Raw genomic sequence first — 23,938 nt, forward strand, 5'->3', positions numbered from 1 at the left:
TTACGCGCGGTGTAGCTGTTGTCGCAAAAGTTCGAGCTGCTGTTTGAGCGCCAGCAGGGCGTCAGTATCACACTGCGCTGCGCACCCCACCGCATGGGGGATACCCAAAGCCTGTTGCTGGAGCTCACGTCCCGCTTCACTCAGGGTGACGGCGACCTGACGTTCGTCTTTGCGTGAACGGTGGCGGTTGATGAGCCCGGCGCTTTCCAGACGCTTCAACAGCGGCGTCAGGGTCGCAGAGTCAAGAAACAGCCGTTCACCGATGTCCGACACCGTCATATCATCCTGCTCCCACAGCACCAGCATCACCAGATATTGTGGATAGGTCAGGTTCAGCGGTGCCAGCAGCTGCCGGTACAGCTTGTTAAGCGCCAGATTTGCCGAATAGAGGGCAAAGCAGAGCTGGTTATCCAGCTTGAGCGCAGCGGTTGCATCGTTCGTTTTCGCGTTCATGAGATGAATATAGATAGTGTGCGATTTAATTGCAAGCAATTTTATGGGCAGGTGTAACGGAGCGCCACCTGAACGGCCATTTTGCGGTAGTGCTGGCGCTGTGCCTGTTCGTCTGCGCCTTCTTCAAACAGCAGCGTAAAGGTGTAGCTGTTGGCAACGTAGTGAAAGCTGAAGCTGCTTATCAGACGATGAAGATCGCGGGCGTCTACCGTCTCACTGAAGAGCTGTTTTTCTTTCCCCCGGCGCAGGATCTCCTCCAGCAGGTCGAGCGCGCTGCGATTGACCTGGCGGAGATAGCTCGACTGCTGCATAAAGCGGCCGCGCTGCATGTTTTCCATGCAGATAATCCGGATGTAGTCAGGGTGGTCGGCATGATAGTCAAAGGTGGCTTCAACCAGATTGACCAGCGCTTCGACCGGGGGCATTCCCGTCAGGCTTAGCGCTTTTTCACTGGCGCGAATCTGGGTGTAAACATGTTCCAGTACCAGGAGATAGAGGTTCTCTTTATTCTTGAAATGGTAAACCACCATGCGTTTGGTGGTGCCCGCTTTCTCTGCGATCTGCTCCATCCGTGCACCGTTCAATCCATACTCGGCAAAAAGCGCGATGGCGCTCTGAAAGATTTTCTCTTTCAGGCTGGATTCTTCACTGTGCTCGGGGTGTTCGCTGCCAGGGTTAGCCACATCCTTTCCTTATTTTCACCAAACGGACCAGACGGATTATCTCCACGGCAGCGAAATAACACAAATATCAAACGCGTGGGCGTTTGCGGTACAGCCACAGGCCGGGGATCGACAGCCCGATGGAGAGCGCGCCGACGATGGAGGATGCCTTAAGAAAGTTGCTCAGGAGGAGGATCATCTGAGGCTCGGTATAGCCGAAATGGCTGATTTTCACCGCGGAAATCATTGCGGTATAGGCCGATATGCCCGGGAACATCGGGATCACTGCGGCAACGGTGAACACTTTGGGATGTGCCAGGTACCAGCGCGACCACTGAATGCCGATACTGCCGACCAGCATGGAGGCCATAAATGTCGACCATTCGATGTTAAAACCCGCCGTCATCATGACCATGCGTGAGCCATGGCCAATCGCGCCTAGCAGGGCACACCATGGCAGAGCGCGTTGCGGGACGTTAAATACCATCGCGAAGCCGATGGCCGGAATCGCGGCCAGAAGCATGTCCTGCGCCAGCGCCAGCAGAAAATCGATCACGCCCATCCGCGTAGCCCCCAGAGTGTCATGGCCATGACCACGCCGATGCAGGTCGCCAGCGTCAGCAGGCTGGCGATCGCCCAGCGTGCCAGACCGGTATTGATGTGCCCTTTAAACATGTCGGCGACGGCGTTGATCAACGGAAAGCCCGGAACCAGCAGAAGCACGCTGGCGGCCATGGCAACGGTCGGGGTGTTGGCAAACTGCGGCAGACGCAGCAGCAGGCCAGAAACCGTGGTGGCGACAAATGCGGTAATGCAGAAGTTAATTTGCGGGTGCAGCTGCCGATGCGTCAGCAGCTGGCGAACATACATGGCGATACTGCTGGCGAAAAAGGTGATGATTGCTCCGTCCCATCCGCCTTTGTTGAGCTTACAAAAGCAGGCGCACGAGAGCCCTACCATCAACACGACGAGCCAGCGCGGATAACGTAATGGCTTGATCTGGTTGAACCGTTTTTCAATCTCCCTGAGATCGAGAAGCTTATGTTCAGCGAGGATGACAATGTGCTGCACTTCGGTCACGACGTGCATGTTTATGCCGCGGTCATGGTTTTTGCGCGTGGAGGTCAGGCACTGACCATCTTTAATCGTGGTCAGCACAATGGCATTGGATGAGATGGCACTTTCGACGCTGTCCATCCCTAGCGCCAGCCCCAGCCGGGTGGAAAGCTCCTCAACCAGCGCGCTTTCCGCGCCGTGCTGGAGCAGAAAAAGACCGCACTGAATACATAGCCGCGTGATAGCACGCTGCGTTGACCGCTCTGCCTGCATGTCGTGTCCTGAAAAAGATGGAGAGGTTGCCGGTTAGCCCATAATGAGTACTTTTAGCACAAAGTGCAGTCCCTCTTGCTGTGGGCCAGATCAAGGTTTGTGCAAACAGTGACAGTCGGTGTCGTGAAAGGGGGCGGGATTAATTTATTAATGCCGTGAATTATTAATATCAAAATATAAAATATTTGTATTTAGTTATTCTAATTTTAAATTGTCGTTATTTTAATGACTCCACAATTAAATTTTATTTCGCTTTGTGAGATATTACTGCTGTTTAGGCATTTCTTAAACTAAGCATACATCTCATCTTCTGCTTGTATTAACCAGTCTTACACTCAGGGACGAAATAGTCATACGTTGATGTGTTTTAACGTTACTCATCAAATGAAAAATGGACACGGAGGGTCTATGTTGTCATTGCATGGTAAGCATGGCGTTGTCATTAGCCGGATGCCCGTGATGCAAAACGGGCTAGGGGGTGTGATGGCACGTCATTTCCCCGATTTTGAATTGAGCTATTGCCGCTCATTGCAGGAATTAACGCTGCTCCAGTTACGCCGCGCGGACGTCATTATTGCCGATATTTCAGGCGAATACAGGAATCCTCGGGGTGCGCTTGAAGAATATTACAGTTTATTGAATCAATACCGGGACATTCACTGGATCTTTTTAGTCTCGCGTCCGCTTTACCCTATTGCGGTTGAGTTACTTATGCGCCCGGAAAGTACGTTGCTTTCTGATATGGAGCCCATTGAAGGCGTGGTTAACGCGATTCGGGCAGGGAGTGAGCGGGCAGAGCGGATAAGCCAGACGTTATTAACCCCGGAGCCTCAGGGTACGGAGGATGAAAGCGAACACGTTATCGCGCTTACGCACTCCGAACGTAAGGTCCTGCGTCTGTTAGGGAAAGGATGGGGGATTAACCAAATCGCCACATTGCTTAAGAAGAGCAATAAAACCATCAGTGCGCAGAAAAACAGTGCGATGCGACGGCTTTCATTACGCAGCAATGCGGATATGTACGCCTGGATCAACAGTACACAGGGAATGAGAGAGCTGAGTTTGTTGTCAGCCTATGGAGAGTTCGAGGAATGGAAAAAACCGATTCAACAAGACATATCGCCATCATCGAAAGTTGCACGATGACGGCTGTCGGGCTAAAGCATCTTTTTGCGATGCCCGGCCTGAGCCATTATCAGCTACACCTGTTTAGTGAATTTGACAGCTTTAAGAATGCACTTCGTCACGTTAATTTTTTCTCGCTGCTCTATTCCCTTTCCGATGCGCGAGAGGAGCGCCGTAACTGCCTGGCGCACCTGCGGGACCTTGCGTTTACGCACGGCCATATCCAGCGCATCATTTTGGTTTCTGACGAGATGGAAGCACGGCTAATTAGTCATCTTTCTCCATCACGCCTGCACGGTGTCGTCAGTAAATCGGTGACGCTTGAGCATCTGCAGAAGGAACTCGTGGAGTTGCTGAGCGAAACGCTGCGTATCAATGACAATATGCTGAATCACTGGTACCGGAGCCAAAACAGGATGCTGAGTCCCACAGAACGGGCAATATTGCGTTATATGTCCTGCGGGTATTCCATCCCTGAAATCGCGGCACATCTTGAACGGAATATTAAGACCATCCGGGCACATAAGTTCAATGCGATGGTGAAACTGGGCGTGAATTCAGACGTAGGGTTACTTGATGCGGCAGATATTATTACGCATCTTCCTGCAAGAGAGCCGCAATGTTTGACTCTCCTCACGCCCACCTTTTTATAAACCGTTTTTTGCGCGCCAGATACGCTCTGGCGCGTCAATCAGATACAGACATCCACCCATTTTGCGGAAGTCAGCTCTGCCATTCTGTCAGGTGAAATGCGCACAGCGCTGTGAATTGCGCCTGCGGCAGGCAGCACTTCGGCGTACTGCTTTAAAGAGATATCGCAATATACCGCGAGCGGGTTTTCCAGCCCGAACGGGCATACGCCGCCAACGGGATGACCGGTGATGGTCACCACTTCATCACTGCTGAGCATGCGCGCTTTCGCACCAAACGTGTCTTTCAGCTTTTTGTTATCCAGACGCGCATCGCCTTTCGCCACGACCAGAATCACCTCATTTTTAACCTTGAGTGACAGGGTCTTGGCGATTTGTCCCGGCTCGACACGATGGGCGGCAGCAGCCAACGCAACGGTAGCAGTACTTTGACTAAGCTCAATAACGTCTATATCCGGCGCGTTGTCGGCAAAAAACTGCTGTACAGACTGCAAACTCATTGTTTCCTCCTGACAAATATCCTGCGTAATCTGTCATAAGAAATTATGCTCTGTAAATATCTCTTAAGTAACAAATATCCCAAACGGCTGATTTCTGGATCCTCTTCACAATCACAGAAACCGGTTACAGTAACCGGTTGCAGAGCGGGAAGCGTAGATTAATACTGAGTACGTAACGTCCCCTGTATCCAATAATAAGAGCCAAATATGAAACCATTTCGTCTGAGCAGTACCGCTGGTTGGCAAGCCAGCAAGGTTGTGAAGCTGATGTATGGAACAACGTGCGGCGCGTATGTGCCCGTAACAAACGTCTGACAGGAGATCTGCCATGTCTGCCAACCATGCTGCGTTTAACCTGATATTCCGTTTCGTCGAAAATTACGTCAGCCCGATAGCCGGGCGGATCTCGTCCCAGCGTCATGTTATGGCTATTCGTGACGGGTTCATCTCCGCGATGCCATTTATGATTGTGGGTTCGTTTTTGTTAGTGTTCGCTTACCCACCTTTTTCGCCTGATACCACCTGGGGTTTCGCCCGCGCCTGGCTGGATATGGCGAAGCAGTTTGAGGGCCAAATCCTGACGCCGTTTGATATGACAATGGGCATTATGTCCATTTATATCTGTGCGGCGATTGCCTATAACCTTGGCAAACACTACGTCAAATCTCATCAGCTGGACCCGTTTATGTGCGCCATGCTGTCGCTGATGGCGTTTCTGCTGGTCGCGGCACCCAAAACCAAAGGCACGCTCCCTGTCGACAGTCTGGGGGGAACGGGCATTTTTACCGCGATTCTGGTGGCGATTTACTGCGTTGAGATGATGCGTTTCCTCAAAGCGCATAACATCGGCATTCGACTGCCGGACCAGGTCCCGCCGATGATCAAAAACTCTTTTGATCTGCTGATCCCGGTGCTGGTGGTGGTGGTGACCCTCTATCCTCTGAGCCTGGTGATTCAGTCTCAGTTCGGCATGCTGATCCCGCAGGCCATTATGTCGGTCTTTAAACCTCTGGTTTCCGCGGCGGATTCTCTGCCTGCGATCCTGCTGGCCGTGTTGATTGGTCATCTGCTGTGGTTCGCCGGGATCCACGGCGCCGCCATCGTCTCCGGAATGTTGCAGATGTTCTGGCTGACTAACCTGGGCGCTAACCAGACCGCACTGGCCGCCAGCCAGCCTCTGCCGCATATCTTCATGGAGGCGTTCTGGACGTTCTTTATCGTGATTGGCGGGTCGGGCGCCACGATGGGGCTGGTGATTTGCTATCTGCGTAGTCGTTCAGCCCATTTACGCTCTATTGGCCGTTTGAGCGTGGTTCCCAGCTTCTTTAACATCAACGAGCCGGTCATTTTCGGTACACCGATTGTAATGAATCCGGTGTTCTTTATTCCGTTCCTGCTGGCACCGATGGTCAACGCCGTGCTGGCGTGGGCGGCGATGACGTTTGATTTGATTGGGCGCGTCATCTCGGTCGTTCCCTGGACGGCACCGGCGCCGATAGGCGCAGCGTGGGCCCTGGGCTGGGACTTCCGCGCGGCTATTCTGGTTGTGGTTCTGGCCTGCGTATCGGCGATCATCTACTTCCCGTTCTTCAAAGTGTATGAGAAGCAGCTGCTGGAGCAGGAAGCGGAAGAAGCGCAGCGTAGCGCGGAAGAGGACAATCAACAGGTGGCATAGGTAAAAACAAAACGGCAACGCAGGTTGCCGTTTTTTGTTTTTGTAGGCCTGGTGAGCGAAGCGCTACCGGGCAATTCACTGCTCTACTTCAGCGTGCAATCTCCACACTGCTTAACGTCCGGCAGGCGATAACGCTGGCAGCAGGTGCGGCGAACCAGAAGCCCGTCACGGAGTACAACGGTGCGGAATAGCGGGTTGTCACGGCCATCGGAAAGCTGCCTGGCAAAGAAACAGGACTGACGCAGGGCCTCAACGTTCTCATCACCGAGCAGCGGCTTCATTTCCGTTAAATACCAGTGGATTAAATAGCCCGTATTGCTCCAGATAAGCTTCCCGTTAATCTCTCCCGTCGCTTCCAGCGCTTCCACCACCGGGATCAGAGTCTGGGTAATGAGCTGCTCCATACGTTCCTGAGCCGTCAGGCGTTCAGCGCTATGGTCTTCGTGGAGATCAATCCAGAAGCAGGCAGCACGTCCGGTTTCGTGAAACTCAACATGGAAATTATCCGGCGAGAGTTCCAGCATGCTCTTCTGTGTTAACAGCGCCAGCATGAGCGGCGGCACCATCAGCCCGATATACCACTGCGCCCAGAGAGAGAGCAGGGGTTTATTTTCCCGCGTAAGGGTGGGTTGATTGCGATAGATATGGTCGGAATAGGTGGCCAGCAGCGATTGCAGCTTTGACGGCTGTCGCCACTCTGAGAGTGTCATCGCGTGGGACGGGGGCGCTTCATCAAGCCGGATAAAATCCAGCAGGTGGGCGCGCGTTTCCGCAATTTTGTCCCGTATCGCATCTGCAAGCGAAGCATTCCCGCTGGTGAGCGGCGCTCGCCAGAGGAGAGGTTCGACGATGTGTGCAGTATGCGTGGCCATAGTATAGATAGAAATCTAAATGATAATGATTGCCAATCCTAACTATTGCTCATACCAATGGCAAGACTTTTGTCCGGGTGACATCGTCGTTATGTCTACGCCGTCTGAATCTCTTCACTTAACAGAATGTTATTGCGTCCCATATGCTTTGCTTCATAGAGGGCTTTGTCCGCTTTTTCCAGCGCGCCTTCCACGTCTTCATCCTCGAAAATGGCGATACCAATGCTGATGGTGACGTTTGTCGCGACGCTTTCGTTAAACAGATGCGGGATTTTCAAATCGTACACTTTCTGACGGATCCGCTCGGCCGTCTGGCGGGCGTGTTCGAGTGAAATGTTGGTCAGCAGCACCATAAACTCTTCCCCACCAAAACGCGCCACAATATCGCGAGAACGCACGGCATCGCGGATTGCCGCAGAGACGCGCTTCAGCGCCTGGTCGCCCATCATATGGCCGTAATGGTCGTTATAGGCTTTGAAGTGGTCGATATCCATCAGCAGAACAAAGTGCTCGCCATTTTCTACCGTGGGCAGATTCTCCAGACGGCTTTGCAGACCGCGACGATTATAGAGCCCGGTAAGCGGGTCCATCATGCTGAGATCGGTAAGGGTTTCTCGTTCTTCCAGAAGGCGAGAGAGCAGCTCCTGAGCGAAACGGTCGTTGCGTCTTTGCAAAATGTTATGAATAGCAATTGCCACCACAGGAAGTGCGAAAGAATAGGTCATTCTCAGCCATATATCGTGATCGCTTAACCACAGGCAGACAATAAAGGTGGGCAGTGAATGCAGCGTAAAGGCTTTGATATTACTGGCGAACGCCAGCGTGCCGATAAAAAGCACCGTTAAAAGCGCGATTAACAAATACGTCGCATGATCGTGGGTAATTAAGGCGAATTTGGAGACAATTTGCCAGGCCCACAAAATACCGAAGATCCCTGAAACGACAGGAATATTTATCTTCCGCGCGCGCTTTCTCCAGTGCCAGATGAACAGGCCGGTACTGATGGAGAAAATAGCAATCAGAGGGGCGGAAAACAGGCGTACAGAATTGAGCGGGTTTGTTACCGAGAACACAGCCGAGGTTGCGTTCAGAAATAAAAATAAACGTAACGATAATTGATATTTTCTGTGAACCAAAGACCGCCAGGATTGTGATGTCATAGTCGTGTGTTTTTATTAAAATTTAATTAAAACAAATAAATAGATGTCGTTTCGCAATAAAATATGCAAAAAGCGCAAAGAGTAATTATCAGAAAATCTTTAGACGTTGTTAACAGGTGCGCAATTTATCACCTTAGGCAATTCCTGTCATTACGGGAAAGGTAAAGGTCGATGGATTTTGATTCATTCAGCTGACAAATGATAATCTCTGTCATATGATATTGGTTATCATTATCGTTGAAAGAGGGCAGATCATGTTGAACAGGGCGCTGGGCAGCGGTTGGGGGGTATTGCTACCGGGAGCCATTCTCGGCGGTTTGACGTTTGCCGATCTCTCTCTTGATACCTGGAAAGCCATCATTGTGTCAGGACTGTTAGTCACGTCAGGCATGATCTGGCATAAGCAACTGCGTCACTTTGTTTTACTGCCATCGTGTGTCGCGCTGGTCAGCGGAATTCTGGTGATACTGATGAGTTTGAAATAACAGGGAAAAGAAGACATTCAGAAGGGTTGTAAGATAATTGGTGCGAGGGGGGGGACTCGAACCCCCACATCCTAAGGACACTAACACCTGAAGCTAGCGCGTCTACCAATTCCGCCACCTTCGCACAGTCATCTTACTCTTTGTTGCTATGTTGATATCGCCTCGTTGGTGCGAGGGGGGGGACTCGAACCCCCACATCCGTAAGGACACTAACACCTGAAGCTAGCGCGTCTACCAATTCCGCCACCTTCGCCCAGTGCGAGCAATATCATCGTGATTTATGGTGCGAGGGGGGGGACTCGAACCCCCACATCCGTAAGGACACTAACACCTGAAGCTAGCGCGTCTACCAATTCCGCCACCTTCGCATACCATCGATACTGTAAAAGTATCGTAACCACGGAGGCGCATTCTAGATGTTTTCAGCTTTACGTCAACAGAAAAGTGCGCGTGATGCCTTGATTGATGGAAAAATGGCCGATGGACGCGCCCTGTATAGCCGGATGGCGCTTTCGCGTATCCGGCTATACAGGGGAGGCGATTACTTTTTGGCCTGACGTGTCATCACGGTGCGGTAGACCTTAAAGCGACCCGTCTGGGCGATGACTTCGTGGAAGCCAAAGGTTTCATCCAGCACTTTCGGGTACGCCAGGAAGGCGTTCGCAACGATACGCAGCTCGCCGCCGCTGTTGAGGTGACGGGTTGCGCCACGGATCAGCGTTTGTGCCGCTTCCAGGCTGGTCTCCATACCGTCGTGGAACGGCGGGTTAGAGATGATCATGTCGAAGCGACCGGTGATGTCGGAGAAGACGTTGCTGGCAATCACCTCGCCTTCAATGCCGTTTGCGGCAAGCGTTGCGCGGCTGGCTTCAACCGCCGGGGCGCTCACGTCACACAGGGTTAAACGCACCTTTGGCGAATGGCTGGCGAGCACGGTAGAGAGCACGCCCGCGCCGCAGCCCACGTCCAGCACTTTGCCTTTAGTGTGCGGCGTCAGAGTGGAAAGCAGCAGCTTGCTGCCCGTATCCAGCGCATCGCGGCTGAACACGCCCGGCAGCGTTTTGATGGTCAGGCCGTCAAGCTGGTACTCGTCCCAGTATGCCTGCGCATCAAATGTTGTCTGTTTTTCCAGACGGCCATGGTATAGACCACAGCGGCGAGCGCTGTCGACTTTGTTCAGCGGCGCATAGCCTTCCAGCAGCTGTTCCGCGCTACGCACGCCGCTGCGGTTTTCACCAACCACGAAAATATCGCAGCCGACCGGCAGCAGGGAGAGCAGGTTCATCAGCTGGAACTGGGCTTCCGGTTTATTCTTCGGCCAGTAGTAGATCAGCGTATCGCAGTCGGCGATATCGCTCTGCTCTGCAACAAGGCTAAAGCGCGCGCGCTCGCCCATCTGGCGGCTCAGCACCTGCCAGTGGTGGTAGTATTGGGTGTGGGCACGGCTTTCAGCACAGTCGAAACGCGCGGGCAGGTCATCCTGCATATCTCCGGCAAACAGAATACGGCTTTCTTCGAAATCATCACTGTGACGCAGCAAGACTTCACTTGCCGGGGTAAATGCAGACATGAATTGTTCCTCAATAAACTCAGGCGGGGATTATAGTAGGTAGATGGCGCACTTTCGACACATTTGCTATATTTGCGCGCCTGAGAGACAGGAGTTTTCCCTATGACATCCCGACGAGACTGGCAGTTGCAGCAACTGGGCATCACCCAGTGGGCTTTGCGTCGCCCGACGGCGTTGCAGGGCGAAATCGCCATCTCTATCCCGGCGCACGTTCGTCTGGTGATGGTGGCGGAAGAACTGCCTGCCCTGAATGACCCCCTGATCGATGATGTCCTTCGCAGCCTGAAGCTGACGGCCGACCAGGTTTTACCGCTGACGCCAGAGCGTGTCGCGATGCTGCCTCCTGATAGTCGCTGTAACAGCTGGCGTATCGGAGAGGCGAATGAGATCTCTCTTCAGGGGAGCCAGATCTGCTCGCCAGCGCTGGACGAACTGAAAGCCAACCCAAAAGCGCGCAGCGCGCTATGGCAACAAATCTGCGAATATGAACACGATTTCTTCCCTCACGACGCCTGACCTGTCCACAGCGTTCGCGATTGAAACACGCGCCCACGCGTTTCCGTGGAGCGAAAAAACCTTCGCCAGCAATCAGGGCGAACGGTATCTGAACTACCGCCTGGACGTTGACGGCACCATGGCCGCTTTCGCGATCACGCAGGTTGTTCTTGATGAGGCGACGCTGTTTAATATCGCGGTTGATCCCGCGTTTCAGCGCCGTGGGCTGGGAAGAGAACTGCTTGAGCACCTCATCCGTGAGCTCGAAACCCGTGACGTTTTCACCCTGTGGCTGGAGGTGCGCGCGTCGAATGTCGCCGCCATCGCGCTCTATGAAAGCTTAGGCTTTAACGAGGCGACAATCCGCCGTAACTACTACCCCACCGCAGAGGGACGTGAAGACGCCATCATAATGGCTCTGCCGATTGGATAATAAAAAATAAGGTTGTAACGATGAAATGGGACTGGATTTTCTTTGATGCCGACGAAACGCTGTTTACGTTCGACTCGTTCGGCGGCCTGCAGCGGATGTTTCTCGACTATAGCGTAACCTTCACCGCTGAAGATTTTCAGGACTATCAGGCGGTCAACAAACCGCTGTGGGTGGATTACCAGAACGGTGCCATCACCGCGTTACAGCTTCAGCACCAGCGCTTTGACGTCTGGGCGGAACGCTTAAAGGTCAGTCCGGGAACGCTGAACGAGGCTTTCCTTAACGCCATGGCCGATATCTGTGCGCCGCTGCCGGGCGCGGTTTCCCTGCTGAATGCGTTGAAAGGTAAGGTGAAACTGGGGATCATCACCAACGGTTTTACCGCCCTGCAGCAGATCCGCCTTGAGCGTACCGGCCTGCGCGATCATTTTGACGCGCTGGTGATCTCGGAAGAGGTTGGCGTGCCGAAGCCAGATCCGCGAATTTTCGACTACGCGCTGGCGCAGGCCGGCAATCCCGACCGCGATCGTGTCCTGATGGTGGGGGATACGGCAGAGTCAGATATTCTGGGCGGCATGAAGGCCGGTCTGTCGACCGTGTGGCTCAATGCGCATGGCCGTGAGAAGCCTGACGGCATCGAGCCGACCTGGACCGTGACGTCGTTGAACGAACTGGAGCAACTCCTGTGTAAACAATGATTGCCTGCCCCCCGTTGATGGGTAAAATAGCCGCAATTTTGTATTCCATGATGCGTGGCGTGCTGCCGCGCTTATAAAAGAAGATTTAATTATGACGTTGTCTCCTTATCTGCAAGAGGTGGCCAAGCGCCGCACTTTTGCCATTATCTCGCACCCCGATGCCGGTAAAACGACCATCACTGAGAAGGTGTTGCTGTTCGGACAGGCGATCCAGACTGCGGGTACCGTTAAAGGCCGTGGCTCAAGCCAGCATGCAAAATCCGACTGGATGGAGATGGAAAAGCAGCGTGGTATTTCGATTACCACCTCCGTGATGCAGTTCCCGTATCACGACTGCCTGGTGAACCTGCTGGACACCCCGGGCCACGAAGACTTCTCCGAAGATACCTACCGTACCCTGACGGCGGTGGACTGCTGTCTGATGGTGATCGACGCCGCGAAAGGTGTAGAAGATCGTACCCGTAAGCTGATGGAAGTCACCCGTCTGCGCGATACGCCGATCCTCACCTTTATGAACAAACTCGACCGTGACATCCGCGATCCGATGGAGCTGATGGATGAAGTGGAAAACGAGCTGAAGATCGCCTGTGCGCCAATCACCTGGCCGATTGGCTGCGGTAAGCTGTTCAAAGGCGTCTATCACCTCTATAAAGACGAAACCTACCTGTATCAGACCGGTAAAGGCCACACCATTCAGGAAGTGCGCATTGTTAAAGGTCTGGACAACCCGGATCTGGACGCGGCGGTCGGGGAAGAGCTGGCCGCGCAGCTGCGCGACGAGCTGGAGCTGGTCAAGGGCGCGTCTCACGAATTCGACAAAGAGCTGTTCCTGAGCGGCGAAATTACCCCGGTCTTCTTCGGTACCGCACTGGGTAACTTCGGCGTTGACCACATGCTCGACGGTCTGGTGGAGTGGGCGCCGCAGCCAATGCCGCGCAAAACCGACACCCGTGAAGTGGAAGCAAAAGAAGAGAAGTTCACCGGCTTCGTATTTAAGATTCAGGCCAACATGGATCCGAAACACCGTGACCGCGTGGCCTTTATGCGCGTGGTGTCCGGTAAATATGAAAAGGGCATGAAGCTGCGTCAGGTGCGTATCGGGAAAGACGTTGTCATCTCCGACGCGCTGACCTTTATGGCGGGTGACCGTTCGCACGTTGAAGAAGCCTATCCGGGCGACATCATCGGTCTGCACAACCACGGCACCATCCAGATCGGCGACACTTTCACGCAGGGTGAAATGATGAAGTTCACCGGTATTCCGAACTTCGCACCGGAACTGTTCCGTCGCATTCGTCTGCGCGATCCGCTTAAGCAGAAACAGCTGCTGAAAGGCCTGGTTCAGCTCTCCGAAGAGGGTGCCGTGCAGGTCTTCCGCCCGATTGCGAACAACGATCTGATCGTTGGTGCGGTCGGCGTGCTGCAGTTTGACGTGGTCGTTGCGCGCCTGAAGAGCGAATACAACGTAGAAGCGATTTACGAATCGGTGAACGTCGCGACCGCGCGCTGGGTTGAGTGTTCTGACGTGAAGAAATTCGAAGAATTTAAGCGTAAGAATGAAGTTCAGCTGGCGCTGGATGGCGGCGATAACCTGACCTATATCGCGCCAACGATGGTCAACCTGAACCTGACGCAGGAACGTTATCCGGACGTTCAGTTCCGTAAAACCCGCGAGCACTAATCCCCTCTCAGAGCACGGCAGTAGCCGTGCTCTTCTTTTATTCCTGTCTTATTAATCCCTTGCGGAATGTTCTTAATTCAACGCAATTTCACGCTATTCGCCCATTTTTTACCCAATTCTGAAAGCGGCTCTGTGAGAGTGATCTATATTTAACTCAGTGTTTAACACCGGGCGTGGATAAATTAACTGTTCAATGCATGACTTTAGGTTATCCATTTTGCCCGCGTGTTTATTCGCAATATATATCACTACTAAGGAAGTACGTAGCCCGAATAACGGGTCAACACAGGAATAGATCGATGAATATGACAAGACTGAAGATTTCTAAAACTCTGCTGGCTGTAACTCTGGGTAGCGTTCTGGTGAGCGGCTCCGCCCTGGCGGAAAGCAGCACCATGGATAAAGCACAATCCACGGCTGACAGCGCAGGGCAAAAAATCGATAGCTCTATGAATAAAGTCGGCAATTTCATGGATGACAGCTCTATCACAGCAAAAGTGAAAGCCGCACTGGTGGATGATGAAGCCATCAAGAGCACCGATATTTCCGTTAAGACCGACAAAAAAGTGGTCACGCTGAGCGGCTTTGTTGAAAGCCAGGCTCAGGCAGAACAGGCGGTGAAAGTGGCGAAAGGCGTCGAAGGCGTTGCCTCCGTCAGCGATAAGCTGCATGTCCGTGACGGCAAAAATGCGTCGGTGAAAGGTTATGCCGGTGATGCAGCCACCACCAGCGAAATCAAAGCTAAACTTTTAGCAGATGACATCGTGCCGTCCCGTAAGGTGAAAGTGGAAACCACCGATGGTGTGGTTCAGCTTTCCGGTACGGTAGATTCGCAGGCGCAAAGTGAACGTGCCGAGTCCATTGCGAAAGCGATTGATGGTGTGAAAAGCGTTAAAAACGATCTGAAAACGAAGTAAATCTGGACCATTCGCCCGTCTGGCTAAAACCTGCGGGCGATATAAGAACGACTCTGGAAAAACGCCGGTGAGTGACCTGAGCGCTCACGTTTAGCGGCCGACATTAACTATGGTAAAGGAGAAGCTTATGTTTCGTTGGGGCATTATATTTCTGGTTATCGCGTTAATTGCCGCCGCATTGGGCTTTGGTGGACTGGCAGGTACAGCGGCATGGGCAGCTAAAATTGTCTTCGTTGTCGGTATTATTCTGTTCCTGGTCAGCCTGTTTACGGGGCGTCGACGTCCGTAGCAAACGCAATATTCCGTCAACAAAATAAAGCCAGTCACTGCGACTGGCTTTTTCTTATTTGCGTAACAGGTCGGGTGCGTTACTGTGGTGTTATAAAATAATCAAAACAGGAAAGCAGAGGTGGGGCAACGAATTCCCGTTACGCTCGGCAACATTGCGCCGCTGACGTTAAAACCGTTTCGCGCAGGTCAACTCGCGCTGGTCTGCGAGGGTGGCGGACAGCGCGGCATTTTCACCGCTGGCGTGCTGGACGAATTTATGCGCGCGCAGTTCAATCCGTTTGACCTGTACTTCGGCACGTCTGCCGGGGCACAGAACCTCTCTGCCTATGTCTGTAACCAGCCCGGCTACGCGCGAAAGGTCATCATGCGCTACACCACGGCGAAAGAATTTTTTAATCCGGTGCGCTTTGTGCGCGGCGGTAACCTGATCGACCTCGACTGGCTGCTGGAGTCAACCTCCAGCCAGATGCCGCTGGCCATGGACACCGCGGCCCGCCTGTTTGATAGCGGTAAAGAATTCTGGATGTGCGCCAGCCGGGGAGATGACTATTCGCCGGGCTATTTTTCGCCTCAGAAAGATAACTGGCTGGACATCATCCGCGCCTCCAGCGCCATTCCCGGTTTTTATCGTACCGGTGCGCTGCTGGACGGCATTAGCTATCTGGACGGCGGGATCAGTGACGCGGTGCCGGTGCAGGAAGCCGCCCGTCGCGGGGCGAAAACCATTGTGGTGATCCGTACCGTACCGTCGCAAATGTATTACACCCCTCAGTGGTTTAAGCGGATGGAGCGCTGGCTGGGCGACAGCAGCTTGCAGCCGCTGGTGAACATCGCGAAGCAGCATGAAACCACCTACGGCGCGATGCAGCGTTTCATTGAAAAGCCACCGGGTAAGCTGCGTATTTTTGAAATTTATCCGCCTAAGCCGCTGCTGAGCATGGCGCTGGGCAGCCGCGTCCCTGCGCTGCGCATGGATTACAAAACGGGGCGGCTGTGTGGACGCTACTTCCTGGCGACGGTGGGGAAAATGCTGGCGGAGCAACCGCCGCTTCATCGCCATAAACGCATTATTACGCCGCCTGCGATTGTCGCCAACGACGCTCTGACGGTGCCCCTGGTGGACATTCCGCAGGCGAATGACGCTTTACTGGATAACGAGGATCTGGCGTGACGCACCGCTTTGTCGATACCCATTGCCACTTTGATTTCCCACCGTTTACGGGAGATGAAGAACACAGTATTGCGAAAGCGGCCGAGGCAGGCGTTCAGGCCATTATTGTGCCTTCAGTGGAAGCGGCTTACTTTTCCCGCGTGCTGGATCTTTCCACGCGTCACCCTGCGCTCTATGCCGCGCTCGGCCTGCATCCGATCGTGATTGAGCGGCATCGTGATGAGCACATTGAGAGACTTGATGAGATCCTGCAGACCGCAGAGGACAAGCTTGTCGCCATCGGGGAGATCGGCCTCGATCTTTATCGCGAGGACCCTCAGTTTGAGCGCCAGCAGACGATCCTCGACGCGCAGCTCAGGCTGGCGAAGCGTCACGATCTACCGGTGATCCTCCACTCCAGACGTACGCACGATAAGCTGGCGATGCACCTGAAACGCATCGATCTGCCGCGCAGGGGCGTCGTACACGGTTTCTCCGGCAGCCTGCAGCAGGCGCAGCGTTTCATTGAACTGGGCTACAAAATTGGTGTGGGTGGCACCATCACCTATCCGCGCGCCAGTAAAACCCGTGACGTGATGGCACAGCTGCCGCTGTCGGCGCTTCTGCTGGAAACCGATGCGCCGGATATGCCACTGAACGGTTTTCAGGGACAGCCGAATCGCCCGGAAGAGGCGGCGCGCGTGTTCACCACCCTGTGTGAACTGCGACAGGAGCCGGAAGAGGTAATTGCCGATGCGCTGCTGGAAAATACGCGTTCGATATTTGGCATCACGCTATAGATAAAGCGCCGGGCGGATCACCGTTATTTTCTGTTTTTCCAGCGCCCGCGCCAGCGGTTCAACGTCCTCGGGCGTGGCGCTGCGCCATGACGCTGCCTCACCGTATACGCCGTGCGCATGAAACGCGTTGAGGCGCACCGGCACGTTTCCCAGCCCGTGGATAAATGCCGTCAGCGGCTTCAGATGTTCCAGGTAATCACACTGCCCCGGAATGACCAGCAAGCGGAGCTCCGTCAAACGGTAGCGTTCTGCCAGCCAGCGGATACTCTGCTTGATCTGCTCATTGTCGCGTCCGGTCAGGAAGCGGTGGTGTTCGTTCCCCCACGCTTTAAGGTCCAGCATCGCGCCATCCAGTACCGGCAGCAGCTTTTGCCAGCCGGTTTCGCTTAACAAACCGTTGCTGTCGACCAGGCAGGTCAGATGATGCAGGGCGGGATCGGCTTTGATCGCGGTGAACAGCGTCACTAAAAACGGCAATTGCGTTGTGGCTTCCCCGCCGCTTACGGTGATCCCTTCGATAAACGGTGCGGATTTGCGGATCTGGGTGAGGAGCTCCTCCACGCTCAGGCGGTGCGCCATGGGCGTCGCCTGCTGCTGGCACAGGTGCAGGCAGGTGTCGCACTGCTGGCAGTCGCTCTCCTGCCACCAGACGCGCCCGGCCTGAATGGTCAGCGCGTCGTGCGGGCAGTGGGGCACGCAGTCCCCGCAGTCGTTGCAGCGGCCGATCGTCCACGGGTTGTGGCAGGTTTTACAGCGCAGGTTGCAGCCCTGCAGAAACAGGGCCAGGCGGCTGCCCGGCCCGTCCACGCAGGAAAAAGGAATGACCTGACTAACTAAAGCGCATCTGCTGTTCATGGCTAATCACGCGCGGCTGACGTTCCAGAATGCGGGTATTGCGTGCGGCTTCTTCCCCCAGCCACGTGGTGTTCGTTCTCGACCCTGCTTCCCGGTATTTCTCCAGATCCGATAGCCGCACCATATACCCGGTGACGCGCACCAGATCGTTACCCGCTACGTTGGCGGTAAACTCGCGCATACCCGCCCTGAACGCGCCCAGGCACAGCTGGACCACCGCCTGCGGGTTGCGTTTTACCGTTTCATCCAGCGTCAGGATATCGCTTATCCCGGAAGAGTAGTGCTTGTGATGGGGAGCCACCGCCAGCAGGTGGCTGATGGGATCCGGCTCGTCACCGTAGGGCAGGCGCGCGCCCGGCGTGGTGCCCGAATCGGAGCTGATCCCCGACTGCGCATGAAGCATCGCGCGCTGCTTCCAGCCGTGTTTCACCGGCGTGTTTTCGACAAACGCCGCAAGCTGTTCGCTGATGCGATAGCCCAGCGCGTTGGCCTGCTCATCTTTGCCGTAACGTCCCGCGATGCCTGCTTTCTCACAGAGCACGTTTACCGCTTCTGCCAGACCGTACATGCCAAACATCGGCACAAACCGATCGGCATCAATCAGCCCCTCTTTCACCAGGAAGCTATTCTCAAAGAAGCCGGATTGTTGATACAGGAAATCGCAGCGGGCATTAATGATGGCCATTTGCTGCTGGCAGTAGTGCGGAAGGGCGCGGCTGAAGAAGTCTTCACTTGTCGTGCTGTGTTCGGCGATGGCCTTGAGATTGAGACGCACCAGGGTGCTGCCACCGCCAGCCAGAGGCAGGGAGTTGTAACAGCTCACCACGCCATAACGGCCTTTTGTGAAAATTTTATCATTCACCGGGCCATTAGAAATATGCGGTTTGCTGCATTCACATATGTTTTTCGCCACCTCAAGCAGTAATTCATCCGGGGTGTTCTCTGGATCATAAATAAAGGTCAGGTTCGGCGCGACCTGCTTCAGCTCTGCATCGGCACGCAGAATGGCACGGGTGATGGGCATATCTTCCGGCCCGATATTGGCATGCATAAAGGCATCCGGCAGCGTACGGTCAAGATAGCGCCAGAAACGTTTTATTCGGCTATTGATTTCTTCTTGTGTTAGAATTCTAACATATGGTTGCAGCAGCGCATCAAGCTGGCCGAGATAGACCGGCATCGATGTGACGGACGGAACATGATGGTAGAGGATGGTTAACAGCGAGAGGGCATCGTCGAGATCTTTTGCGCCTTCCAGCTCCAGCCATTCTGAACCGTTAGCCAGAAATTTTGCGTAATCCGGCAGAACGTAACGGGGTTTGTAAGGCGCATGGCCTTCGAACATGTCGCAGATAAACCCCTCGTCCAGCGCGGCGCGCGCAGCTTCAGGAAGTGCCGGATACGGCAGGTTGTTTTCCGCTTCCAGCGCCAGAAAATGACGTTTTTGTTCCGGGGTTAACACCGGGCTTGTCACAATCTGCTGGCAACGTTGCTGCAGGGCGTCGGGGCTGGAGTGGGGCATATTCGCTTCCTTGAATGTTCTGCGGATGATGAACGGATTGTAGAAAGCCTGCCTGTTGGCGCTTTTGATCCCACAGGGGGTATTGCTGCTTTAGTCGGCAATTTGCGCACTAAAGTTTGAAGAAGATCTCATTACAGTAATGCAAATTTGTACGCAGTTTTCATTAACTGTGATGAATGTCGAAGTGTGGATGCGGGTGGATGTTAGAATACTCACAGACCCGCAAGGTAAAATTTATACGGCACTGCCGTTGGAGATTGTTATGACCGATTTAACTGCAAGCAGCCTGCGCGCGTTGAAACTGATGGACCTGACTACCCTGAACGATGACGACACCAATGAGAAAGTCATCGCCCTGTGCCATCAGGCGAAAACGCCAGTGGGTAACACCGCAGCCGTTTGTATCTACCCGCGCTTTATCCCGATTGCCCGTAAAACGCTGAAAGAGCAGGGCACCCCGGACGTGCGCATTGCAACCGTGACTAACTTCCCGCACGGCAACGACGATATCGAGATTGCGCTGGCAGAAACCCGCGCGGCGATTGCCTACGGTGCAGACGAAGTTGACGTGGTGTTCCCTTACCGCGCGCTGATCGCCGGTAACGAGCAGGTCGGTTTTGACCTGGTGAAGGCCTGTAAAGACGCGTGTGCGGCGGCAAACGTGCTGCTGAAAGTGATCATCGAAACCGGCGAGCTGAAAGAAGAGGCGCTGATTCGTAAAGCGTCTGAAATCTCCATCAAAGCCGGTGCGGATTTCATTAAAACCTCTACCGGTAAAGTGCCGGTAAATGCGACCCCGGAAAGCGCGCGCATCATGATGGAAGTGATCCGCGACATGGGCGTGTCCAAAACCGTAGGCTTCAAACCTGCGGGCGGCGTGCGTACCGCCGAAGACGCGCAGCAGTTCCTGGCGATTGCCGACGAACTGTTCGGCGCCGACTGGGCCGATTCCCGTCACTACCGCTTCGGTGCGTCCAGCCTGCTGGCCAGCCTGCTGAAGGCGCTGGGTCACGGCGACGGTAAGAGCGCAAGCAGCTACTGATTGCCAACAATGCCGGATGACGCCTCGCTTATCCGGCCTACAGGATCGTAGGGCGGGTAAGCGTAGCGCCACCCGCCACAATTCCCCCGATTCCGCATGGAGGTTACCGTGTTTCTCGCACAAGAAATTATTCGTAAAAAACGTGATGGTCATGCATTAAGCGACGAAGAGATCCGCTTCTTCATCAACGGCATTCGTGATAACACCGTCTCAGAAGGGCAGATTGCGGCTCTGGCGATGACCATTTTCTTCCACGATATGTCGATGCCTGAGCGCGTGTCGCTGACCATGGCGATGCGAGATTCAGGAACCGTTCTGGACTGGAAAAGCCTCAACCTTAACGGCCCGATTGTGGATAAACACTCCACCGGCGGCGTGGGTGACGTGACCTCCCTGATGCTCGGCCCAATGGTGGCAGCCTGTGGCGGTTACATCCCGATGATCTCCGGGCGCGGCCTGGGCCACACTGGCGGTACGCTCGACAAACTGGAAGCCATTCCGGGCTTCGATATCTTCCCGGATGACAACCGCTTCCGCGACATTATTAAAGACGTTGGTGTGGCGATTATCGGCCAGACCAGCTCTCTTGCTCCGGCAGACAAGCGTTTCTACGCGACCCGCGATATCACCGCGACCGTTGACTCCATCCCGCTGATCACCGCCTCTATCCTGGCGAAGAAGCTGGCAGAAGGGCTGGACGCGCTGGTGATGGACGTGAAGGTAGGCAGCGGCGCGTTTATGCCAACCTATGAACTCTCTGAGGCGCTGGCCGAAGCGATCGTTGGCGTCTCCAACGGCGCAGGCGTGCGCACTACCGCACTGCTCACCGATATGAACCAGGTGCTGGCTTCCAGCGCCGGTAACGCCGTCGAAGTGCGTGAAGCCGTCCAGTTCCTGACGGGGGAATACCGTAACCCGCGCCTGTTCGACGTCACCATGGCGCTGTGCGTTGAGATGTTGATCTCCGGCAAGCTCGCCAAAGACGACGCCGACGCCCGCGCGAAGCTGCAGGCGGTGCTGGACAACGGCAAAGCGGCGGAGATCTTCGGCCGCATGGTCGCGGCGCAAAAAGGCCCGACCGATTTCGTCGAAAATTACGCGAAGTACCTGCCAACCGCGACGCTCAGCAAAGCGGTGTATGCCGATAGCGAAGGGTTTGTCTCCGCCATGGACACCCGTGCCCTCGGCATGGCGGTGGTCTCAATGGGCGGCGGCCGTCGTCAGGCCTCAGACACCATTGATTACAGCGTCGGCTTTACCGATATGGCCCGTCTGGGCGACAGCGTTGACGGCCAACGTCCGCTGGCGGTGATCCACGCCAAAGACGAAGCCAGCTGGCAGGAAGCGGCGAAAGCGGTGAAAGCGGCCATCATGCTTGACGATAAAGCACCGGAAACCACACCGACTGTCTATCGCCGTATCACCGAATAGCGGTATACTGATCTGATCGATAATTTTTGAAGCACTACGTACGGAGAACAATTATGAAACGTGCATTTATTATGGTGCTGGACTCATTCGGCATCGGCGCAACCGAAGATGCAGAACGTTTTGGTGACGTGGGTTCCGATACCATGGGTCACATCGCGGAAGCCTGTGCGAAAGGCGAAGCGGACAACGGTCGTAAAGGCCCTCTGACTCTACCTAACCTGACCCGCCTCGGGCTGGTGAAAGCGCATGAAGGCTCTACCGGTAAAATCGCAGCCGGTATGGACGGCAACGCGGAAGTCGTGGGCGCCTATGCCTGGGCGCACGAGCTCTCCTCCGGTAAAGACACCCCGTCTGGCCACTGGGAAATCGCCGGTGTGCCGGTGCTGTTCGACTGGGGTTACTTCTCCGATCACGAGAACAGCTTCCCGCAGGAGCTGCTCGATAAGCTTGTGAAGCGTGCCAACCTGCCGGGTTACCTCGGCAACTGCCACTCTTCCGGTACCGTGATTCTGGACCAGCTCGGCGAAGAGCACATGAAAACCGGCAAGCCGATTTTCTACACTTCTGCTGACTCCGTGTTCCAGATTGCCTGCCACGAAGAGACGTTTGGCCTGGATAAACTCTACGAGCTGTGCGAAATCGCCCGCGAAGAGCTGACCGAAGGCGGCTACAACATCGGCCGCGTGATCGCGCGTCCGTTTATTGGTGACAAAGCGGGTAACTTCCAGCGTACCGGTAACCGTCACGATCTGGCCGTTGAGCCGCCGGCGCCAACCGTGCTGCAGAAGCTGGTCGATGAGAAAGACGGTCACGTAGTGTCCGTGGGTAAAATCGCGGATATCTACGCTAACTGCGGCATCACCAAAAAGGTCAAAGCGACCGGTCTCGATGCGCTGTTCGATGCCACCATCAAAGAGATGAAAGAAGCGGGTGACAAGACCATTGTCTTCACCAACTTCGTGGACTTCGACTCCTCCTGGGGTCACCGTCGCGACGTCGCGGGTTATGCTGCGGGTCTTGAGCTGTTCGACCGCCGTCTGCCGGAGCTGATGGAGCTGGTGGGTGAAGATGACATTCTGATCCTGACCGCGGACCACGGCTGTGACCCAACCTGGACCGGTACCGACCACACCCGCGAGCACATTCCGGTGCTGGTGTACGGCCCGAAAGTGAAGCCGGGCTCGCTGGGTCACCGTGAAACCTTCGCGGACATCGGCCAGACCCTGGCGAAATATTTTGGTACGTCTGACATGGAATATGGCAAGGCCATGTTCTGATGTCATTGCCCGGTGGCGCTTCGCTTACCGGGCCTACGGTTTTGTAGGCCGGGTAAGGCGTAGCCGCCGCCCGGCAAAAACAACAATGTAAAAGGAACTGAAGATGGCAACTCCTCACATTAATGCAGAAATGGGTGATTTCGCTGACGTCGTGTTGATGCCGGGCGACCCGCTGCGCGCGAAGCACATTGCAGAAACCTTCCTCGAAGACGTGCGTGAAGTGAATAACGTACGCGGCATGCTGGGCTTCACCGGTACCTATAAAGGCCGCAAAATCTCCGTCATGGGTCACGGTATGGGTATCCCATCCTGCTCTATCTACACCAAAGAGCTGATCACCGACTTCGGCGTGAAGAAAATCATCCGCGTGGGCTCCTGTGGCGCGGTGCGTATGGACGTTAAGCTGCGCGACGTGGTTATCGGCATGGGTGCCTGCACCGATTCCAAAGTAAACCGCATGCGTTTCAAAGACCATGACTTCGCGGCAATCGCTGACTTCGGCATGGTGCGTGACGCGGTTGACGCGGCAAAAGCGCTGGGCGTTGACGCGCGCGTGGGTAACCTCTTCTCTGCCGATCTGTTCTATGCACCAGACGGCGGCGAGATGTTCGACGTGATGGAAAAATACGGCATTCTGGGCGTGGAAATGGAAGCGGCGGGCATCTACGGCGTTGCGGCTGAGTTTGGTGCGAAAGCGCTGACTATCTGCACCGTGTCCGACCATATCCGTACTCATGAGCAGACCACTGCCGCTGAGCGTCAGACCACCTTCAACGACATGATCAAAATCGCGCTGGAATCCGTTCTGCTGGGCGACAAAGCGTAATGTTGTCTGCCGGGCGGCATTCGCTGCCCGGCATTTTCA

General features: G+C 54.7%; 26 protein-coding genes and 3 tRNA genes. 16 read left to right on the forward strand and 13 right to left on the reverse strand.

From position 1 onward, the window contains the following. From ACMWJS_RS13550 to ACMWJS_RS13565, 4 genes are all read right to left on the reverse strand, one after another. Complete coding sequence (locus tag ACMWJS_RS13550; RefSeq protein ID WP_414747193.1) at window positions 1–453, reverse strand: MarR family winged helix-turn-helix transcriptional regulator; 453 nt, start codon at window positions 451–453, stop codon at window positions 1–3. Between the two features lie 41 nt (window positions 454–494). Next, window positions 495–1,136, reverse strand: a complete 642-nt coding sequence (locus ACMWJS_RS13555; RefSeq protein WP_008502090.1) for a TetR family transcriptional regulator — start codon at window positions 1,134–1,136, stop codon at window positions 495–497. Between the two features lie 67 nt (window positions 1,137–1,203). After that, complete coding sequence (locus ACMWJS_RS13560; RefSeq protein WP_045907727.1) at window positions 1,204–1,677, reverse strand: threonine/serine exporter; 474 nt, start codon at window positions 1,675–1,677, stop codon at window positions 1,204–1,206. Then, window positions 1,668–2,444 carry a threonine/serine ThrE exporter family protein gene (locus tag ACMWJS_RS13565; RefSeq protein ID WP_048028601.1) on the reverse strand — a complete coding sequence of 259 codons (777 nt, stop codon included), beginning with the start codon at window positions 2,442–2,444 and terminating at the stop codon, window positions 1,668–1,670. The genes ACMWJS_RS13560 and ACMWJS_RS13565 overlap by 10 nt, the downstream gene beginning before the upstream one ends. A 408-nt stretch (window positions 2,445–2,852) precedes the next feature. On the opposite strand from ACMWJS_RS13565, the gene ACMWJS_RS13570 reads away from it, so the two are divergent. After that, the gene (locus ACMWJS_RS13570) at window positions 2,853–3,590 is read left to right on the forward strand and encodes a helix-turn-helix transcriptional regulator (RefSeq protein ID WP_045907729.1); all 738 of its coding nucleotides are present in this window, start codon (window positions 2,853–2,855) and stop codon (window positions 3,588–3,590) included. Beyond that, window positions 3,587–4,222, forward strand: coding sequence for a DNA-binding transcriptional activator BglJ (gene bglJ, locus ACMWJS_RS13575; protein WP_414747234.1), 636 nt, complete (start codon window positions 3,587–3,589; stop codon window positions 4,220–4,222). The genes ACMWJS_RS13570 and bglJ overlap by 4 nt, the downstream gene beginning before the upstream one ends. A 38-nt stretch (window positions 4,223–4,260) precedes the next feature. On the opposite strand, the gene ACMWJS_RS13580 is transcribed toward bglJ, so the two are convergent. Beyond that, window positions 4,261–4,719 carry a YbaK/EbsC family protein gene (locus tag ACMWJS_RS13580; protein ID WP_008502085.1) on the reverse strand — a complete coding sequence of 153 codons (459 nt, stop codon included), beginning with the start codon at window positions 4,717–4,719 and terminating at the stop codon, window positions 4,261–4,263. Between the two features lie 328 nt (window positions 4,720–5,047). Between ACMWJS_RS13580 and ACMWJS_RS13585 the strand changes: the two genes are divergently transcribed. After that, entirely contained in the window at window positions 5,048–6,394 is a 1,347-nt protein-coding gene (locus tag ACMWJS_RS13585; protein ID WP_045907731.1) for a PTS sugar transporter subunit IIC, read from the forward strand. An 83-nt stretch (window positions 6,395–6,477) separates the two neighbouring features. Here ACMWJS_RS13585 and fhuF read toward each other — a convergent pair whose 3' ends face one another. Both fhuF and ACMWJS_RS13595 read right to left on the reverse strand, forming a co-directional pair. Next, the gene (gene fhuF, locus ACMWJS_RS13590; RefSeq protein ID WP_048225555.1) at window positions 6,478–7,266 is read right to left on the reverse strand and encodes a siderophore-iron reductase FhuF; all 789 of its coding nucleotides are present in this window, start codon (window positions 7,264–7,266) and stop codon (window positions 6,478–6,480) included. 95 nt (window positions 7,267–7,361) lie between these two features. Continuing rightward, on the reverse strand, window positions 7,362–8,426 hold the full coding sequence (locus ACMWJS_RS13595) for a GGDEF domain-containing protein (protein WP_045907733.1): 1,065 nt from the start codon (window positions 8,424–8,426) through the stop codon (window positions 7,362–7,364). A gap of 215 nt (window positions 8,427–8,641) precedes the next feature. Between ACMWJS_RS13595 and ACMWJS_RS13600 the strand changes: the two genes are divergently transcribed. Continuing rightward, window positions 8,642–8,911 (forward strand): DUF1435 domain-containing protein, encoded by a 270-nt coding sequence (locus tag ACMWJS_RS13600; RefSeq protein ID WP_048028591.1) that lies wholly within the window; start codon window positions 8,642–8,644, stop codon window positions 8,909–8,911. A 38-nt stretch (window positions 8,912–8,949) separates the two neighbouring features. Here the strand turns inward: ACMWJS_RS13600 and ACMWJS_RS13605 are convergent. The 4 genes from ACMWJS_RS13605 to rsmC form a co-directional block, all read right to left on the reverse strand. Further along, window positions 8,950–9,035, reverse strand: a tRNA-Leu gene (locus ACMWJS_RS13605). Window positions 9,036–9,077: 42 nt separating this feature from the next. Then, window positions 9,078–9,164, reverse strand: a tRNA-Leu gene (locus tag ACMWJS_RS13610). A 28-nt stretch (window positions 9,165–9,192) separates the two neighbouring features. After that, a tRNA-Leu gene (locus tag ACMWJS_RS13615) sits at window positions 9,193–9,279 on the reverse strand. Between the two features lie 173 nt (window positions 9,280–9,452). Further along, on the reverse strand, window positions 9,453–10,481 hold the full coding sequence (rsmC, locus tag ACMWJS_RS13620) for a 16S rRNA (guanine(1207)-N(2))-methyltransferase RsmC (protein ID WP_262765767.1): 1,029 nt from the start codon (window positions 10,479–10,481) through the stop codon (window positions 9,453–9,455). 102 nt (window positions 10,482–10,583) lie between these two features. Here rsmC and ACMWJS_RS13625 point away from each other — a divergent pair, with 102 nt between their 5' ends. The 8 genes from ACMWJS_RS13625 (at window position 10,584) to ACMWJS_RS13660 (ending at window position 16,946) form a co-directional block, all read left to right on the forward strand. After that, window positions 10,584–10,997, forward strand: coding sequence for a DNA polymerase III subunit psi (locus tag ACMWJS_RS13625; protein WP_045907736.1), 414 nt, complete (start codon window positions 10,584–10,586; stop codon window positions 10,995–10,997). Then, complete coding sequence (gene rimI, locus ACMWJS_RS13630; protein WP_008502078.1) at window positions 10,966–11,409, forward strand: ribosomal protein S18-alanine N-acetyltransferase; 444 nt, start codon at window positions 10,966–10,968, stop codon at window positions 11,407–11,409. The genes ACMWJS_RS13625 and rimI overlap by 32 nt, the downstream gene beginning before the upstream one ends. A 20-nt stretch (window positions 11,410–11,429) precedes the next feature. Beyond that, window positions 11,430–12,107, forward strand: a complete 678-nt coding sequence (yjjG, locus tag ACMWJS_RS13635; protein WP_045907737.1) for a pyrimidine 5'-nucleotidase — start codon at window positions 11,430–11,432, stop codon at window positions 12,105–12,107. A gap of 91 nt (window positions 12,108–12,198) precedes the next feature. Next, on the forward strand, window positions 12,199–13,788 hold the full coding sequence (gene prfC, locus ACMWJS_RS13640; protein ID WP_008502076.1) for a peptide chain release factor 3: 1,590 nt from the start codon (window positions 12,199–12,201) through the stop codon (window positions 13,786–13,788). 299 nt (window positions 13,789–14,087) lie between these two features. Continuing rightward, window positions 14,088–14,705 (forward strand): molecular chaperone OsmY, encoded by a 618-nt coding sequence (gene osmY, locus ACMWJS_RS13645; protein WP_008502075.1) that lies wholly within the window; start codon window positions 14,088–14,090, stop codon window positions 14,703–14,705. Between the two features lie 127 nt (window positions 14,706–14,832). Further along, complete coding sequence (locus ACMWJS_RS13650; RefSeq protein ID WP_003856556.1) at window positions 14,833–14,994, forward strand: DUF1328 domain-containing protein; 162 nt, start codon at window positions 14,833–14,835, stop codon at window positions 14,992–14,994. Between the two features lie 120 nt (window positions 14,995–15,114). Next, window positions 15,115–16,167 carry a patatin family protein gene (locus tag ACMWJS_RS13655; RefSeq protein WP_045406360.1) on the forward strand — a complete coding sequence of 351 codons (1,053 nt, stop codon included), beginning with the start codon at window positions 15,115–15,117 and terminating at the stop codon, window positions 16,165–16,167. After that, the gene (locus tag ACMWJS_RS13660) at window positions 16,164–16,946 is read left to right on the forward strand and encodes a TatD family hydrolase (protein WP_414747194.1); all 783 of its coding nucleotides are present in this window, start codon (window positions 16,164–16,166) and stop codon (window positions 16,944–16,946) included. The genes ACMWJS_RS13655 and ACMWJS_RS13660 overlap by 4 nt, the downstream gene beginning before the upstream one ends. Here ACMWJS_RS13660 and ACMWJS_RS13665 read toward each other — a convergent pair. Together ACMWJS_RS13665 and ACMWJS_RS13670 are read right to left on the reverse strand one after the other, a co-directional pair. Continuing rightward, window positions 16,941–17,801: a YjjW family glycine radical enzyme activase gene (locus tag ACMWJS_RS13665; protein ID WP_414747195.1), complete on the reverse strand. Its 861-nt coding sequence runs from the start codon at window positions 17,799–17,801 to the stop codon at window positions 16,941–16,943. The genes ACMWJS_RS13660 and ACMWJS_RS13665 overlap by 6 nt on opposite strands. Next, window positions 17,776–19,323, reverse strand: coding sequence for a YjjI family glycine radical enzyme (locus ACMWJS_RS13670; protein ID WP_414747196.1), 1,548 nt, complete (start codon window positions 19,321–19,323; stop codon window positions 17,776–17,778). The genes ACMWJS_RS13665 and ACMWJS_RS13670 overlap by 26 nt, the downstream gene beginning before the upstream one ends. Before the next feature lie 262 nt (window positions 19,324–19,585). Here ACMWJS_RS13670 and deoC point away from each other — a divergent pair, with 262 nt between their 5' ends. From deoC to deoD, 4 genes are all read left to right on the forward strand, one after another. Next, window positions 19,586–20,365, forward strand: a complete 780-nt coding sequence (deoC, locus tag ACMWJS_RS13675) for a deoxyribose-phosphate aldolase (RefSeq protein WP_003856543.1) — start codon at window positions 19,586–19,588, stop codon at window positions 20,363–20,365. Window positions 20,366–20,473: 108 nt separating this feature from the next. Next, window positions 20,474–21,796, forward strand: coding sequence for a thymidine phosphorylase (gene deoA / locus ACMWJS_RS13680; RefSeq protein WP_252077589.1), 1,323 nt, complete (start codon window positions 20,474–20,476; stop codon window positions 21,794–21,796). Between the two features lie 53 nt (window positions 21,797–21,849). Next, the gene (gene deoB, locus ACMWJS_RS13685; RefSeq protein WP_014882457.1) at window positions 21,850–23,073 is read left to right on the forward strand and encodes a phosphopentomutase; all 1,224 of its coding nucleotides are present in this window, start codon (window positions 21,850–21,852) and stop codon (window positions 23,071–23,073) included. 103 nt (window positions 23,074–23,176) lie between these two features. Then, window positions 23,177–23,899: a purine-nucleoside phosphorylase gene (deoD, locus tag ACMWJS_RS13690; RefSeq protein WP_045907741.1), complete on the forward strand. Its 723-nt coding sequence runs from the start codon at window positions 23,177–23,179 to the stop codon at window positions 23,897–23,899. Window positions 23,900–23,938: the final 39 nt, after the last annotated feature.

Origin of the sequence: Enterobacter sp. HK-058-C-ECC, assembly GCF_047531125.1 — a bacterium.
GTDB classification, from domain to species: domain Bacteria; phylum Pseudomonadota; class Gammaproteobacteria; order Enterobacterales; family Enterobacteriaceae; genus Enterobacter; species Enterobacter quasiroggenkampii.

Excerpts from the sequence above, each read along its gene's own strand:
- fhuF (WP_048225555.1), bottom strand. The coding sequence starts at position 7,266 with ATGGCCACGCATACTGCACACATCGTCGAACCTCTCCTCTGGCGAGCG.
- bglJ (WP_414747234.1), top strand. The coding sequence starts at position 3,587 with ATGACGGCTGTCGGGCTAAAGCATCTTTTTGCGATGCCCGGCCTGAGC.
- ACMWJS_RS13600 (WP_048028591.1), top strand. The coding sequence starts at position 8,642 with ATGATATTGGTTATCATTATCGTTGAAAGAGGGCAGATCATGTTGAAC.
- rsmC (WP_262765767.1), bottom strand. The coding sequence starts at position 10,481 with ATGTCTGCATTTACCCCGGCAAGTGAAGTCTTGCTGCGTCACAGTGAT.
- ACMWJS_RS13670 (WP_414747196.1), bottom strand. The coding sequence starts at position 19,323 with ATGCCCCACTCCAGCCCCGACGCCCTGCAGCAACGTTGCCAGCAGATT.
- ACMWJS_RS13560 (WP_045907727.1), bottom strand. The coding sequence starts at position 1,677 with ATGGGCGTGATCGATTTTCTGCTGGCGCTGGCGCAGGACATGCTTCTG.
- ACMWJS_RS13650 (WP_003856556.1), top strand. The coding sequence starts at position 14,833 with ATGTTTCGTTGGGGCATTATATTTCTGGTTATCGCGTTAATTGCCGCC.
- yjjG (WP_045907737.1), top strand. The coding sequence starts at position 11,430 with ATGAAATGGGACTGGATTTTCTTTGATGCCGACGAAACGCTGTTTACG.
- osmY (WP_008502075.1), top strand. The coding sequence starts at position 14,088 with ATGAATATGACAAGACTGAAGATTTCTAAAACTCTGCTGGCTGTAACT.
- ACMWJS_RS13665 (WP_414747195.1), bottom strand. The coding sequence starts at position 17,801 with ATGAACAGCAGATGCGCTTTAGTTAGTCAGGTCATTCCTTTTTCCTGC.
- ACMWJS_RS13580 (WP_008502085.1), bottom strand. The coding sequence starts at position 4,719 with ATGAGTTTGCAGTCTGTACAGCAGTTTTTTGCCGACAACGCGCCGGAT.
- ACMWJS_RS13595 (WP_045907733.1), bottom strand. The coding sequence starts at position 8,426 with ATGACATCACAATCCTGGCGGTCTTTGGTTCACAGAAAATATCAATTA.
- deoB (WP_014882457.1), top strand. The coding sequence starts at position 21,850 with ATGAAACGTGCATTTATTATGGTGCTGGACTCATTCGGCATCGGCGCA.
- ACMWJS_RS13565 (WP_048028601.1), bottom strand. The coding sequence starts at position 2,444 with ATGCAGGCAGAGCGGTCAACGCAGCGTGCTATCACGCGGCTATGTATT.
- ACMWJS_RS13625 (WP_045907736.1), top strand. The coding sequence starts at position 10,584 with ATGACATCCCGACGAGACTGGCAGTTGCAGCAACTGGGCATCACCCAG.
- deoC (WP_003856543.1), top strand. The coding sequence starts at position 19,586 with ATGACCGATTTAACTGCAAGCAGCCTGCGCGCGTTGAAACTGATGGAC.
- deoD (WP_045907741.1), top strand. The coding sequence starts at position 23,177 with ATGGCAACTCCTCACATTAATGCAGAAATGGGTGATTTCGCTGACGTC.
- prfC (WP_008502076.1), top strand. The coding sequence starts at position 12,199 with ATGACGTTGTCTCCTTATCTGCAAGAGGTGGCCAAGCGCCGCACTTTT.
- rimI (WP_008502078.1), top strand. The coding sequence starts at position 10,966 with ATGAACACGATTTCTTCCCTCACGACGCCTGACCTGTCCACAGCGTTC.
- ACMWJS_RS13585 (WP_045907731.1), top strand. The coding sequence starts at position 5,048 with ATGTCTGCCAACCATGCTGCGTTTAACCTGATATTCCGTTTCGTCGAA.
- ACMWJS_RS13550 (WP_414747193.1), bottom strand. The coding sequence starts at position 453 with ATGAACGCGAAAACGAACGATGCAACCGCTGCGCTCAAGCTGGATAAC.
- ACMWJS_RS13570 (WP_045907729.1), top strand. The coding sequence starts at position 2,853 with ATGTTGTCATTGCATGGTAAGCATGGCGTTGTCATTAGCCGGATGCCC.